Raw genomic sequence first — 14,613 nt, forward strand, 5'->3', positions numbered from 1 at the left:
CCCTTTATGCACCTGCCCCCAGGAGAAACGGAAAAGTTATTATTTCTGGCCGGCGAACTAGGTCAAAAACGCAAAACCCAGGGAGTGAAATTGAACTATCCAGAATCAATAGCATTAATCAGCAGCAAATTACAGGAAACCGCCCGTGACGCAAAATCAGTAGCGGTAAGACCTTCTTATTCACCCTGCTCAATCCAACACCGGATTAAATCACGTTCTTCCTGGGTCATGTTGGTCTTATTGTTCTGGGGCATAGTTTTGGTAATCACTACCCGCTGCATAATTTTATCTTTCAGGTTGGCAATATTTTCCGGCGTGTCAAGCATCACACCATTGGGTGCCACTTTAAACACATCATCCGTTGGTTTAGGAGAATGACAACTAAAACACCGGGCCTGAACAACCTGGTTTACCTGCTGCATGCTTACTTCGGTTTGGCAGGTACCGGTTTGGGTTTTCTGCGGCGCGGTTACAAAAGCCACGGCTAATAAAACAAGCACCGCAATGGGCAATACCCAGGTAGTAGCAACATGCTTCTCCCGCAGGTTAAGCCAATGCTTAATACCCGCCGTACCCAGCGAAATAGCAACTAAGACAGCCCACGGGTAATCGTTACTAAAGGTAGTTGGGAAGTGATTACTCACCATTACAAACAAAACCGGCAAAGTAAAATAGTTGTTGTGTAACGACCGCAAACCAGCGTGTTTACCTAGAGCGGCATTTACTGGCACTCCTTGTTTAGCGGCTTTTACCATGGCTTTTTGGGCAGGGATAATAATGAAGAATACGTTGCCCACCATAAGGGAACCCAGCATGGCTCCAAAATGAATATAAGCCGCACGCCCGGTAAAAACCTGTGTATAAAACCAGGCAAAAGCGGTACAAAAAATTACGCCCAGCAATGCAAACCAAATACCTTTCTGAATAATTGAGGTCCGGCACAGAAAATGGTAAATAACCCAGGCCACTACAAAAGAACCTACTCCAATCAATATACCCGTCAGCGGACTAATATCCAGTAAATTTTTATTTATGAGTAGCGCATTTGCATTAAAATAATACACCACAAACAGCAAACTGAAACCAGTAAGCCAGGTAAAATAAGCTTCGTATTTAAACCAGTGCAATTGTCTGGGAATTTCTTTAGGCGCTACTTTATATTTCTCGAGGTAGTAGAAGCCGCCGCCGTGCACGGCCCATAAATTTCCGGCCAGTTCATCACGTATATTGTCGGTGCGGTTCAGAGCATTTTCCAGGAAAACAAAATAAAACGACGCGCCAATCCAAGCAATGCCAAACGTGATGTGCATGAGTCGTACCACAATATTAAGCCATTCCATGAGGTGGCTTTCCCAGGGCGTACCGGCAATAAAAAAATAAGACGTAGTTAGAATATAAATAACTGTTAAAACCATGAAGGTATACACCACGCCTTGCAGTACACTTACCTTTTCTTCGTTAGCTTCTACAGGAGGAAGGCTATTAATAAATCTCTGCAAAAAATAAGTTACTCCAGTTATTAGTATTAATACCAGCAGTAAAACAAAATAAGTCAGCAGCGCAGGCATAAATTTTTTAAAAAATCAAAAAAAATTAAGGTTTCTTTAAGTTAAATAAATAATTCTTCTATTTTTACTAATGAAGCATATTTTTTATTAACAAAAATTCATGTTTGATTTAGCACTGCGAAGTAAACACACCCTTACACCTGAAGGCCTGAAAGAAGCATTAGTTCTGATAAAGGACAGAACTATTGCGGATTTAGCGCCTCTTCACACAGAAGTTACTTGTGCTGTGATAGATACAGGAAATAAGGTATTACTTCCCGGCCTAATAGATCCGCATGTACATATAAATGAGCCGGGCCGCACCGATTGGGAAGGTTTTGACACAGCAACCAAAGCAGCCATTGCAGGAGGTTTAACTACTTTGGTAGATATGCCCCTGAACTCAACTCCGGTAACTACCACAGTAAAAGCTTTTGAAGAAAAGCTAACTGCCACTCAGCATCAACTACACACTAACTGCGGCTTCTGGGGAGGCATTATACCAGGCAACGAAAAGGATATTGAAGGTCTAATTAATAAAGGCGTTTTAGGATTCAAAGCTTTTTTAACCCATTCGGGGATTGATGATTTTCCAAATGCGACGGAGGCTGACTTACGAAAAGCCATGCCTATTTTGGCCAAACATAATTTACCGCTTCTGGTGCATTGCGAATTAAGCAAGGAAAACGATTCCTGGAAACAAAAAGAGAAGCAATCGTACCAGAATTACCTGGCTTCCCGCCCCAAAGAATGGGAAGACAATGCCATTGCCTTAATGATCCGGTTGTGCGAAGAATTTAATTGTCGCACGCACATCGTTCATTTATCTTCCGCCAACTCCATAGAGCCTATTGCCCAAGCCAAAGCCAAAGGGCTGCCTTTAACCGTAGAAACCGCCCAACATTACTTATATTTTAATGCCGAGATAATTCCGGATGGCCAAACCCAATACAAATGTGCGCCACCTATCAGGGAAAAAGCCAATAACGATTTGCTTTGGCAAGCACTACAAGATGGAATTATTGATTTTGTAGTGACGGATCATTCCCCTGCTCCTCCGGACTTAAAAAAATTGGATTCGGGAGACTTAACCACTGCCTGGGGCGGCATTGCTTCTTTGCAGCTGGCTTTACCTGTTTTGTGGACAGCAGCCAGAAAAAAGAATATTGGTTTAGAGAAGATAGTAACATGGCTTTCGGAGAACCCCGCTAAATTAATTGGGCAGGAGAACAGGAAAGGAAAAATTGCCAAAGGCTATGTGGCAGATTTAATTGTTCTGGACCCCGAAAAAAAATTTATACCTACTGCAGATACTATCTACCATAAACATAAGGTTTCTCCTTATACAGGCGAAGAATTATTTGGGGTAATTGAGCAGACTTACTTAAACGGTGAGCTGGTTTTTGATAACGGAGCTTTTAAAAAGCTAAATAACGGTAAAGTAATTGTAGGGAGGTAAGATGCGGCAGTACTTAAAAAGAGCAGAAAAACTATTAAAGCAAATAAACGAATTAGCAACAATAAGTGAGCAAAGCGGAGCTATAACCCGCACCTATGGGTCCGAAGCGTTTATAAAAGCCAGTCAGCAAATCAAAAATTGGATGGAAGCGGCAGGCCTGGACACCTACATCGACAATATTGGCAATGTACGCGGCAAATTAACCTGTTCTAATCCGGAAGCCAAAACCTTTGTAATTGGCTCCCATTTAGATTCGGTTGCCAATGCCGGAAAATTTGATGGCCCTTTAGGTATTGTAATGGGTCTGGAAATGGTTAGCCAGATCGATAAAAACAAACTGCCATTCAACATTGAACTAATTGCCTTCTGCGATGAAGAAGGTGTTCGTTTTCATTCTACCTACTTAGGCAGTAAGGTAGTAGCCGGATCTTTTGATAAAAATAACTTAAAAACAAAAGATGCGAGTGGAATCTCCTTGCAAGAAGTAATAATTTCCATGGGCGGCAACCCGGACAAATTATGTGAGGATGCTATCAAACCCGATGATTGGCTGGGTTATTTTGAGATACACATAGAGCAAGGTCCGGTTTTATACGAACGCAATATACCGGTAGCTTTGGTTACGGCTATTGCCGGGCAAAACCGGATAGAGGTTATGTTTAAAGGAGTTGCCGGTCATGCTGGTACGGTACCCATGGATATGCGCCAGGATGCCTTGTGTTGCGCAGCAGAATTTATTATAAGTGTAGAAAAATATGCCAATAAACATAAAAAAGAGATAGTTGCCACCGTTGGTAAACTACATATTCCGAATTCGGCTAGTAATGTAATTCCCGGCTTAGTTACCTGCACCCTCGATTTACGGAGTGCCGACGAAGCTATGTTGTTCTCAGCTAATATTGCCATTAAAAATATGTGCCGGGATATTTGCCAGAAGCGCAATGTACTAATGGATTGGCACCAGGTACAAAATACAAATCCGGTTACTTGTGATGTTTCGTTAAACAACCTATTGAATGCTTCCATTGAACGAGCCGGTTATACTGTAATCCAACTGGTGAGTGGTGCCGGGCACGATGCTGTTCCAATTTCCAAAATCTCGCCAGCCACCATGTTGTTTGTGCGTTGCTTTAAAGGCATTAGCCATAATCCTTTAGAAGATGTAGAATTAAAAGACATAGCGGCCAGCATTCATGTTGCCGACATTTTTTTGCAGCAACTTATTCAGCAACAAAAGTAGAGGCACCTTAAAACAATTTTACAAGTTCTAAAAGCCCAAAAAACTAATGGAAATATCAGCCTTAACCCGCTCAGTAGTAAAAAGTAATTATGCGGTTATTAGTCCGGATGGCTATATTAACAGCAATGTACCTGGCTGGACAAATTGTACCGTCAATGTTATCATTAATGAGCAAATGGGCGCTAACCTTTGCCAAACCCTGATTACGGCTAAAGAAGGTTGTACCCTTACCGGCAGCACCAAAGCCTCCCAAATATTTTTTTATGTGGTAACAGGTAAAAGCAAGGCAACCATAAGCAGCACTACCCAAGAGCTAAAAACCGGACAGTTTGTTTACGTTCCTATTGGTAAAGATTATGTGTTTGAGGGTATAGAAGAAGGCACGCAAATTCTCACTTTTCATAAAGTTTATGAAAAACTGAAAGGCTATGATGTACCGGAAACTTTATTTGGAGATGCTACCGATGTTCCGGGACCAGAATATTTAGGAGATCCGGCTTTGCGTCTACAGGTTTTATTGCCCGATACTTTATCTTTCGATATGGCCGTGAACATTTTTACTTACGACTCGGGCGGCCATTTACCCATGGTAGAAACGCATATCATGGAACATGGCTTGCTTTATTTACAAGGCCAGGGCATTTACATGTTAGACCACCATTGGTACCCGATAAAAAAAGGAGATTCAATCTGGATGGCACCTTACTGCCAGCAATGGTTTACGGCTATGGGCAAAGAACCGGCAGTTTATATCTACTACAAAAACATAAATCGTTTTCCAACCAAAATATAAGCCCTATGACCTTAGCCCAATTAAACAATCTGGACAAAGCTACCTTAAAGGAAGTTCTTAGCAAATGCTGTGGGGCAACCGCATGGGTAGAACAAATGAGTGCCGCTTTTCCTATAAATTATAAAGAACAATTGTTCCTAAATGCTGAAGTAATCTGGAATAACCTGTCGGAAAAAGATTGGCTGGAAGCTTTTCAGTACCACCCCAAAATAGGAGATCTAAATGCTATAAAGGAAAAATTTGCCAGTACAAGCCAGTGGGCAGCCGGCGAACAAGCCTCGGTAAACCACACTTCCGAAACAATATTGCAGGAGATAGCAAAAGGCAACCAGGCTTACGAAGAAAAATTCGGCTTTATTTTTATTGTTTGTGCTACCGGAAAATCAGCAGAAGAAATGCTTGCGATTTTAAGATCCAGGTTGCCTAATTCTCCGGCCGAAGAAATAAAAATTGCTATGGGAGAACAAGGTAAAATAACCCAACTAAGACTAGAGAAACTTTTAGCCGGATGAGCCAGATAACCACACATATTTTAGATACTACCAAAGGCAAACCCGCTCCAGGAGTAACCATTATTTTAGCCAAGCAGGCAAATACAGCCTGGATTGAATTAACGCGCGGTGTTACTAATTTAGATGGTCGTATTCCTGATCTTTTGAACAAAGAAACTACGTTAGATTTAGGTATTTATAAAATGACCTTTTTAACAAAGGAATATTTTGATCAGGAGGCCATTGCTACTTTCTATCCGTTAGTAGAAATTATTTTTGAAGTTAATTCTACCGAACATTACCATATCCCTCTACTCCTAAATCCTTTTGGTTACTCTACCTACAGAGGCTCTTAAAAATATTTCACCCTCCGCCATGATTTCATTTAGCAATTCCGTACTTCAACAAGAGCTTGAAACTCCTTCCTAAAACTATTTAGAAGCAGGTACCTGAACATTAAAAATACCTTATGAAGCTTAGTATACAAGAATTAGAGAAAGAAAATTTGCTTTCTATCCTCGGGGAAGCAAATTTAAAATTCCAACAAAATATCCCGGCGATAAACCAGAGCGCCAGCCAGTTCATCCGGTTTACGGAGGAGCTAATTTATTTAAATCCGACACATGTGTAAAAATGGGTGAGGCTGTCTTACATAGATTAAAAACCTACGCCCCCAATTTTGTAGAGCTTGCTCAGGTACTACAGCTAGAAGGATACCAGTACCTCCCCCACCTGGAAAAAGATATACTGGCGCTTACAGAAAAGCTGGCTGGCATGCCGGAGGAAGAGCGCAGGAAAGAAGTAACTGGTTATCTTATGCGGTTTATAACAAAATTTTTGACGATGCCGCTACCGGACAAGGTTTATTAAACTTTTTCTTAAAAGCTATGAACTGCGGCGCCATTACAGAAAAAGAAGCTTTAGCTACCGGTTTAACCTTAGAAGAAATCCGAAGCCGTTCTTTCTATCGCATTTTGGAAGGGTGTCGTAAAATCAAGTAAACAAGCCAAAGTAATATAGTTTTTAAGTTATTCTTAAAAAGGGCTGGCATTAACCAGATAAATTAAGCCTTTATAAAAAGACTTCAGGATAAGAAACAGCAACTTTATAAGTAAAAACAGGTTCCTGAAAGGAGGAATAAATAAAATGGAAGAAAAGGAATATTATATGCGGGAAGCAATAAAGCTTTCCATTGAAAAAATGCAGGCGGGATTTGGCGGCCCATTTGGAGCCGTGGTCGTACGAAACGGTGAAATCATTGCCCGGGGCTTTAATAACGTTACTTCCTCTAATGATCCGACTGCGCACGCCGAAGTGGATGCTATCCGAAAGGCCTGTGCTTCGCTGCAAACTTTTCAGTTAGATGATTGCGAGCTCTTCACCAGCTGTGAACCCTGCCCCATGTGCTTAGGTGCTATTTATTGGGCCCGGTTTAAAAAGGTTTATTATGGTAATACCAAAAAGGATGCGGCCGTAGTTGGTTTCGACGACCAATTTATTTATGATGAAATAGACAAGCCTTTAACAGAACGAACTATTAACATGGAACAACTTCTTCCTGAAGAAGCAATTGTGGCTTTTCAAAAATGGAGTTCCAATACAGAAAAAATGGCTTATTAAGCCTTTTATGTAATTATGCAGTAACTATTGCCTATGCTTAAGGTTATCCTGAATAAATTGAAATAAAATTAATTGTCCAGGCTCAGGGCCAAGCATTCCTTTTATAGAACTACAAAACAAAAAGGCAGACTTTCTTAAAAGTCTGCCTTTTTGTTTTTGAACTGTGTAATTAAAAGTTAGGCGACAACAAATATTTACTGTAAAAATCATCAATAATTTTTACAGCTTCGGTAGCATCATCTACAATATGAATTAACTTCATATCGATGGCATTAATGTTATGCTCTACATTAAGCATGACCTCTTCTATCCATTTAAATAAACCTTCCCAATAGGAACGTCCTACTACAACTATCGGAAAAGCGCCAATCTTCTTCGTTTGAATAAGAGTAAGTGCTTCAAATAATTCATCTAGCGTACCAAAGCCTCCGGGCATCACCACAAACCCCTGGGCATATTTTACCAGCATTACCTTCCGGATAAAGAAGTAATCAAAACTTATAAGTTTATCCGGATCTACATAAATGTTGTGAAACTTCTCAAAAGGCAGGCGGATATTTAACCCAACTGACCTTCCTCCTTCGGAGTGCGCGCCTTTATTACCGGCTTCCATGATACCCGGCCCACCACCAGTAATTACGCCGTAGCCATGCCGTACTAATTTAGCCGCAATTTCCTCAGCTGTTTTATAATAAGGACTATCGGGTTTGGTACGAGCCGAACCAAAAATAGAAACACAAGGGCCAACTTTAGCTAACTTTTCAAACCCTTCCACAAACTCCGACATTACTTTAAATATCTGCCAAGAGTCCGCAATTTTTATTTCATTCCAGTCTTTATCTACAAAAGCCTTTCTAATTTTAATTTCTTCTTCGGATGCCGGCGGTGCTACCGATTGTCCGTTTGCCCGCAAATCAGTAATGGAAGTAGCTTTATTTTCGTTTACATCTGGCTTGTAAATAGTTTGGCCACTACCTATGTTCAGCGTTTCATCGTGTAATTTGGTCTTACTTTCTTTGCTTATTTTTCCCATCTTCAAAATCTTTTCATATAAAAAGGGAGCAGCTACCTTCTCCCTTTTTGGTAAATGTATTTATGTCCTAGTTTAAATAAAAATATACCGAATACCTAATAGATACCCTCCAAACATCATCTAATGCAGCAGAGAGTTAGTTAGCGCCGAACCTAAGGTAGCCATTCTTGATTGTGGTACTGCCGAGATATTGGGAGAAACTAACGGCAAGAAGTTCACTCCGCGATACCTACCCCCCTGCTTACTGAATATAAACACAGATTCGTAAATGATGGATTACCCGCAAAAGATAGCAAAGCCTACCCCTATTCTTTATGCAAAATAACCAAGAGGAATAGAAAAGATAAAGCGGGTAGTTCTGGATTTTATGGAATCCAGAACTACCCGCTTTATCTTATTTGCCAGAAAATTGAAAAATGAAATAAGAGACCTATTCAATCCCGCTCCTATTTTATTCCATTTCTGGAACCAATTTAGTGGGAGTTATTTCGGCCAATTTTTCTTCATTACTTACCGGCACCTGGTCTATTTTACCAACCAGGAAAGCATAAGAAAGCGCACCAATAAATCCGATGGCTCCAATAAATAAAAGAGCAGGCTCAAAGTCGCCGTCTTTGGCGAGATAACCAATAACTATTGGCACCACAATACCCGCCAAACTACCGGCAAAGTTAAATACGCCTCCCGTTAAACCAATTAAATGTTTGGGCGATAAAATAGAAACAAACACCCAGGAAATTAAAGCCATACCCGCTCCAAAAAAAGCTAAAGCCATGAAGAATATAATGGCCGCAGGGGTATTACTATAATTAGCTCCCACAATACTTACTGATATAAGCAAGCCCAAAATAATAGGTGTTTTACGGGCCATTCCTACTGATTTTCCTTTTTTAACTAAATTATCCGAAATAAAACCGGATAGCAATAAACCTGCACAAGCCGCCAGAAAAGGAATAGAAGCCAGATATCCTGTTTTTATAAAATCCATGTGCCGGTATTGTACTAAATAAGTAGGAAACCAGGTCAGGAAAAAATACAGGGTAGCATTTACGGCAAACTGACCTATGTAAATTCCCCAAAGATTACGTTTGGTTAAAACTTGTTTTAGATTAATCCAGCTCCAGGAAGCTTTTTTATCAGCGCTTGTTTTTTCCCCACTTATTAAGCCGCCACCTTCTTCAATATATTTAAGCTCATCCTGGTTTACATTTTTATGGTCTAACGGATCCCGATATAAAAAATACCACACTACCCCCCACACTAAACCAACTAATCCTGTAATCAAGAACAACCCTTTCCAGCCAAAACTTACCTGAATCATTACCAGAATTGGTGTAAAAAAAGCTAACCCAATAAACTGACCAGACACATACATGGCAATGGCCGATGCTCTTTCGTGGTTAGGGAACCAACTCGTCACCACCCGGTTATTTATTGGGTAAGAAGGTGCTTCGAAAACTCCCGTAGCCATCCGCAAGGCAAAAAGACTGGCAAATCCCCGGGCTGCGCCCTGAAAAACAGTAGACAAAGACCAGGTTATTAAACAAAAGGCATACAATACCCGGGGAGCAATTTTATCCGCAAGTAGTCCACCTGGTACTTGCAAAAAGGCATATGACCAACCAAACGCTGAAAATATTAATCCCATTTGCACCGGAGACAAATCTAAATCCTTACTTAAACTGGCTGCAGCCACCGAAAGATTGGTTCGGTCCAGGTAATTGATCATTACATTTATAAACAAGAGAGCTAGTACCCCGAAACGTGCCCGGGTTTTCTTGTTTTTAACACTAATTTGTTCCATGTTAAAAATTTGGTTTGGGTAATGATGCTAGAAAATAAAAGCAAAAACAGTACGAGTATAGCTTAAGCAGATACTCTTTAGAAAATCAGTTTACCTCGCCGTCCAGCCGCCGTCTACGGTTAGCATGGAGCCAACCATATAAGAAGCTGCCTCGCTCGCCAGAAAAATAGCAGCTCCTTGTATTTCCCGTATTTCACCCCAGCGACCCAAAGCGGTAGCACCTACAATAAACTTTTTACCTTCTTCGGTATCTGCAATGGGCATGTTCATTTCAGTTAAAAATGGCCCTGGGCAAATAGCATTTACGGTAATATTAAAAGGTGCTAACTCTAAACCCAAAGCCCGGGTCATTTGTACAACAGCGCCTTTACTAGAGGTATAAGGTGTGCGGTTAGCCAACCCTACCAACCCCAAGGTACTGGCCAGGTTAATGATACTACCCCGGCCATTTTGTTTCATGTAAGGCGTTACTGCTTTGCAGCAAAGCCAGGTACCGGTAACATTTACCTCCATTACTTTATTGAAGTCTTCTAAAGAAACTTCTTCAATAGATCCCCGGATGTTGATACCGGCACTGTTAATTAAAATATCAATTTTACCGAAAGCTTCCATAGCTGCCTGGGCCATGGCTTCAGCTTGCTCCGGATTAGCAATATCTGCCGCAAAAGAAACAGCTTTAACACCATAGCTCTGGCTAATTTCGGCTGCAGCATCCGCGCCTTCTTCGGCATTTCGGTTTACCAACATTATATTGGCGCCCGCCGAGGCTAAACCAGCGGCCATTGCTAAACCTAGACCTTTGGAGCCGCCCGTAATAATGGCTGCTTTTCCTGTTAAATCGAATTGTTTAATTCCGGGTAGTACTTCTTTACTCATAATGGGTTAGGGCTAATCGAATTTGTTTTATGTAAGTCTTAAATTGCTTTTACTGTAGTTCAGGCTGGCTAATATATTATTTTCTTCGGCTTCCAGTTTACCTTCCGGACTTAATTGAGCTACCCGGGGCAAAGTAGTTTTATGTTGCCGCACCATGCGCAGGGTGCGAGCCAGATCTTTTGCTTTCATTTCGTCAAAAGTTTCCCAATATTCTTCTTTTAAACAAGGAATTTTTAAGGGATCGCGGGTAATCATTTCCAGGTTAAAGGTTATGGCTGGATTGTGCTTTTTACATACTTCTACCATTTTACCTAAATCCAGAATACCTTTACCAAGTGGTACTTCTGATAGCAGGAAACCATCCTCGTATTCTTCCACTGCCATGTCTTTAATGTGGGTACTAAAAGCATAAGGAGCTAAGGTTTGCACCACCTCAAAAGGGTCTTCCAATAAAGAGATACTGTTGCCAAAATCAATGGTAGCACCAATCCATTCGCTGCCGATTTGCTTTAGCATAGCGGCTTGTTCATCTGCCCGCCAGTCTTTATGGTTTTCCAGACCAAATTTCATCTTATATTTACTCAGGATTGGTTCCGCTAATTGCATAGAAGCCAGGGCATTTTTCTTTAAATCCTGAAAAGCCTGTACAGAATGGTAGGTTTCATAACGTCGGCCGCTTGATACTACCGAACGCAAAACCTGCATACCTGCTTCCTTAGCACTTTTAACATCCTGTTCAAAACGGGCCAAATCACTTTCATTTTTAGGCGCACCCACAGATCCCTCCACATACATACCTAGTTTATCTTTTCGCGTCCTTACCTTTTTGGCGAAATCAGGCGTCCATTTATTTACAACAACCTGTATGCCGCCTGCTCCAATTTTATTGCAATGGTCCAGCATATCCAGGGCATTGGCAAAACCCTGGTAGGTCTTGCTATCTACTTTAGAATTCCAGCGGAAGCCGTAAGAATGCACAACAATACCCATTGCTGATTCTTTTGAAAAGCCGGATATTGCAGATATAGAAGGAAAAGAGAGCGCCAGCGCCCCCAATGAAGCTCTTTGAATAAAATCTCGTCTGTCCATTAGGTTATTTAATTATGGTGGTGGTGAATTCAGAAATGTAAAAGTTGTGGTAGTTTAAGGCTATTTAGCTGTATTGGCTTGAGCTTTTAGGATATATTCATTTAATTCTTGGGCCTTCCAGGGCATAACACGTCCTTGGTTACTTACCCTCGTAGAACCAACAGTTCGCCGGTTCATGGCTCCGGCATTGTTACCCCACTCGTTGCGGATATAGGTTAATATGGCCGTAAGTGAACCATCATCCATGGTAGAATGCGCTGGCATTACCGGTAATATTTCGGGTGCATTATACAATTTACCACTTACTTCAATCGGGCCTTCCAAACCATGTAATACAATTAAAGCGAGGCGCTTTTCATCCCCGTTAACCCAATCAGAACCGGCTAATGGCGGCGCAAACCGATTTAATCCTCCCCCATCCGTGCCGTGGCAACCAGAACAGGTAGTAAGGTATAATTGCCGGCCGGAAGCAAATAATTTCTGGTCTTCGTCGCTCAAAACACTTTTCTTAACCGTACTGGTAGCTACCGCGGCATGACCTGGCCATTCAAACATTGCATTTAAGGTACTTAACCGGTTAGTATCCATTTTGCCATCAGCCTGAGTTAAAATAGCAGGAGCCGCGGCCAACTTAATGGGTTTCATTTTAGCGTTATTTCCCTGTATTGCTATTCCGGTTAATACGGTCTTTTCGCGCCAGCCTAATGCCCCTTTGTTCGAGTCCAGCATGGCCAATAAAGAACTTAACTCATTGGCATCTCTTTTCCGGACAATAGAGGTAGTAAGCATTTCCAGGAATATTTCTTTAGCCGGTTGTTGAACTTGCCAGTTCGGAGACTTCCATAACGTTTGTAAGAAAGCAAACTCCCGGCCTTGTAAGCTACTCATTACCGCATCCCGCATTAAAGGCTTATCGGCATATTTCTCGGCTATACCAGCTAATAACTGGTGCGATATATTAGGATTTAGAATATTGGCGGTAAAAGCAATTTGCATAGCTTGCTCAATCGGGGCATTGGCCCATTCTTTCAGCAGCTTTTGTTCTAATTTACTTCTAACCTGGGCATCCTTCTTAGCAATGGGCTCCAAAATGCGTAAAGCAGTAGTTTTTACTAATGGATTCGGATCTGACACTAAGCCTAGCAGCAAATTAGCGTCACTGACTTTTAATCCATCCATAGTCCAAAGTGCCTGAAAACGGCCGTATTGGTTTTTACCTTTTAAAGCTACCCCCGCCAGGTCTTTACTTACGGTTTTGTCGTTGCGCTCTACTAATAACCGTTGTGCCATATCCCGGTACCAACCATCGGGGCTAGATAAATAGCCTACTAATTCCTTTGCAGAAGCATTACTTAACTTTTTAGGTTTAGTTGGTTTCCAGTTTTGCGGTACAATGCGCCAGATCCGGCCCCGGTTTACTGGTAATACTAAGTTTCGTTTAAGGGTTTGTTCTTTTAAATAAGGGGTTACATAAGCGCCGTGCTGAATTAATCCGCGGTACATATCGGCTAAATACAAGGTTCCGTCCGGACCAGTGGCGAAAGAAACCGGCCGGAATCGCTCGTCGGTAGAAGCCAGGAACTCTTTGCCCGGGTGCGGATCATGAGCTGTTAAGATTAAGCCCTTATCCTCTACCACGTTCCGTTTCACCAAATTACCGGAAGGCTCGCATACAAAAGCATTGCCGTAAAATTCTTTTGGCAAGGCAGTGCCCCGGTAAACAAACGGAGAACAAGCCGCAGTGAATTCTAATAATTTTCCATCCTTATCCAAAGTACCGGGTATGTAGCCTCGATTTACAGCCGGGTTTGAACGGATAGGGTAAATTCTTCTATCAATGGTTAAGCCATGATCAATACCAGTGGTGGGAGTATGATTTTTATTGCGGGAAAGGTAGTTGGCCGGCACTAAATCGGCGTGCAACTGCGACCAGTTGTAATTATAAAATAAGCGCCCTTCATCATCGTGGCTAATGCCCCATTGACCCCGAAATTCGGTGCTGTCCCGTTCCCATTTGCTATCATTCAGCCGGTACCGCAGCTTCGATTTGGCATTGTAATACCAGTTGTCCATGCCCCGCCACAAACCGTTTCCAGAATGTTCGGGCAAAGCACTACCAGCGTAATCTTTGTCAATCAGTATTTTAGAATCGGCTTTTAAATCGTTATTAGAATCTTGCGTTAACCACAAAGCCTGGTTTTCTACTACCAGAGCTCCACCCGGAATTAGTGCCAATGCCCGGGGCATTACCAGCCCACCCAGGTAAACAGTACTCGCGTCCATTGTGCCATCGCCGTTTTTATCTTCCAGCACCGAAATCCGACCTACCGGTTCTTTTTCGCCTTTTCCTTCAATATCCGGCATGAACCCTCGCATCTCCACCACCCAAAGTCTTCCATCAGCATCAAAATTCATAACTACCGGGTCCTGCACCATAGGCTCCGAAGCCACCAACTGGATTTTTAAACCGGGTTCTAACTGAAAGGTGGCTAATTCTTCGGCCGGCGATTTTTCGGGGGAAGGGTCTTCAAAGTTCACAAAGGCCAAAAGACTTAATAAACTTCCTCCAATCAGACCAATTTGATAAACGCGTTTTAGCATTGTTTACACGATTAAGCTAATAATTTACTATTATATCAGGTACTCAAAATCTTGTTTATT

General features: G+C 41.8%; 14 protein-coding genes and 1 pseudogene. 9 read left to right on the plus strand and 6 right to left on the minus strand.

Annotated elements, in window-relative coordinates:
* Positions 1-6: 6 nt before the first annotated feature.
* Positions 7-153: pseudogene (locus ADHAQ_RS28635) on the plus strand (urease subunit gamma); the annotation flags it as partial.
* A gap of 23 nt (positions 154-176) precedes the next feature.
* On the opposite strand, the gene ADHAQ_RS28640 reads toward ADHAQ_RS28635, so the two are convergent.
* The gene (locus ADHAQ_RS28640) at positions 177-1,499 is read right to left on the minus strand and encodes a urate hydroxylase PuuD (protein ID WP_245590596.1); all 1,323 of its coding nucleotides are present in this window, start codon (positions 1,497-1,499) and stop codon (positions 177-179) included.
* 169 nt (positions 1,500-1,668) lie between these two features.
* Between ADHAQ_RS28640 and allB the strand changes: the two genes are divergently transcribed.
* The 8 genes from allB to ADHAQ_RS0110490 all read left to right on the plus strand — a co-directional run bounded on the left by allB (position 1,669) and on the right by ADHAQ_RS0110490 (position 7,150).
* A complete protein-coding gene (gene allB / locus ADHAQ_RS0110450; RefSeq protein WP_026462887.1) occupies positions 1,669-3,006 on the plus strand; it encodes an allantoinase AllB in 1,338 nt (445 codons plus the stop codon).
* 1 nt (position 3,007) lies between these two features.
* Complete coding sequence (locus tag ADHAQ_RS0110455) at positions 3,008-4,246, plus strand: allantoate amidohydrolase (protein ID WP_026462888.1); 1,239 nt, start codon at positions 3,008-3,010, stop codon at positions 4,244-4,246.
* A gap of 46 nt (positions 4,247-4,292) precedes the next feature.
* Positions 4,293-5,039, plus strand: coding sequence for a (S)-ureidoglycine aminohydrolase (gene allE / locus ADHAQ_RS0110460; protein WP_026462889.1), 747 nt, complete (start codon positions 4,293-4,295; stop codon positions 5,037-5,039).
* A 5-nt stretch (positions 5,040-5,044) separates the two neighbouring features.
* Complete coding sequence (gene uraD, locus ADHAQ_RS0110465; protein ID WP_026462890.1) at positions 5,045-5,551, plus strand: 2-oxo-4-hydroxy-4-carboxy-5-ureidoimidazoline decarboxylase; 507 nt, start codon at positions 5,045-5,047, stop codon at positions 5,549-5,551.
* Positions 5,548-5,886, plus strand: coding sequence for a hydroxyisourate hydrolase (uraH, locus tag ADHAQ_RS0110470; RefSeq protein ID WP_026462891.1), 339 nt, complete (start codon positions 5,548-5,550; stop codon positions 5,884-5,886). Before uraD ends, uraH begins: the two co-directional genes overlap by 4 nt.
* A 181-nt stretch (positions 5,887-6,067) precedes the next feature.
* Positions 6,068-6,400: a DUF6986 family protein gene (locus ADHAQ_RS0110480; RefSeq protein ID WP_425393692.1), complete on the plus strand. Its 333-nt coding sequence runs from the start codon at positions 6,068-6,070 to the stop codon at positions 6,398-6,400.
* Positions 6,364-6,531 (plus strand): DUF6986 family protein, encoded by a 168-nt coding sequence (locus ADHAQ_RS29030; protein ID WP_425393693.1) that lies wholly within the window; start codon positions 6,364-6,366, stop codon positions 6,529-6,531. The genes ADHAQ_RS0110480 and ADHAQ_RS29030 overlap by 37 nt, the downstream gene beginning before the upstream one ends.
* A 145-nt stretch (positions 6,532-6,676) precedes the next feature.
* A complete protein-coding gene (locus ADHAQ_RS0110490) occupies positions 6,677-7,150 on the plus strand; it encodes a nucleoside deaminase (RefSeq protein WP_026462893.1) in 474 nt (157 codons plus the stop codon).
* Between the two features lie 169 nt (positions 7,151-7,319).
* Here the strand turns inward: ADHAQ_RS0110490 and ADHAQ_RS0110495 are convergent, their stop codons facing one another.
* The 5 genes from ADHAQ_RS0110495 to ADHAQ_RS0110515 form a co-directional block, all read right to left on the minus strand.
* Positions 7,320-8,183, minus strand: a complete 864-nt coding sequence (locus tag ADHAQ_RS0110495; RefSeq protein WP_084523810.1) for an LOG family protein — start codon at positions 8,181-8,183, stop codon at positions 7,320-7,322.
* Between the two features lie 451 nt (positions 8,184-8,634).
* Positions 8,635-9,987 carry an MFS transporter gene (locus ADHAQ_RS0110500; protein ID WP_026462895.1) on the minus strand — a complete coding sequence of 451 codons (1,353 nt, stop codon included), beginning with the start codon at positions 9,985-9,987 and terminating at the stop codon, positions 8,635-8,637.
* Positions 9,988-10,077: 90 nt separating this feature from the next.
* Entirely contained in the window at positions 10,078-10,863 is a 786-nt protein-coding gene (locus ADHAQ_RS0110505) for an SDR family NAD(P)-dependent oxidoreductase (RefSeq protein WP_026462896.1), read from the minus strand.
* A 27-nt stretch (positions 10,864-10,890) separates the two neighbouring features.
* Positions 10,891-11,952, minus strand: coding sequence for a sugar phosphate isomerase/epimerase family protein (locus ADHAQ_RS0110510; protein ID WP_026462897.1), 1,062 nt, complete (start codon positions 11,950-11,952; stop codon positions 10,891-10,893).
* A gap of 60 nt (positions 11,953-12,012) precedes the next feature.
* Positions 12,013-14,553: a DUF7133 domain-containing protein gene (locus tag ADHAQ_RS0110515; RefSeq protein ID WP_026462898.1), complete on the minus strand. Its 2,541-nt coding sequence runs from the start codon at positions 14,551-14,553 to the stop codon at positions 12,013-12,015.
* Positions 14,554-14,613: the final 60 nt, after the last annotated feature.

This window comes from Adhaeribacter aquaticus DSM 16391, assembly GCF_000473365.1.
In the GTDB taxonomy this organism is placed as follows: Bacteria; Bacteroidota; Bacteroidia; order Cytophagales; family Hymenobacteraceae; genus Adhaeribacter; species Adhaeribacter aquaticus.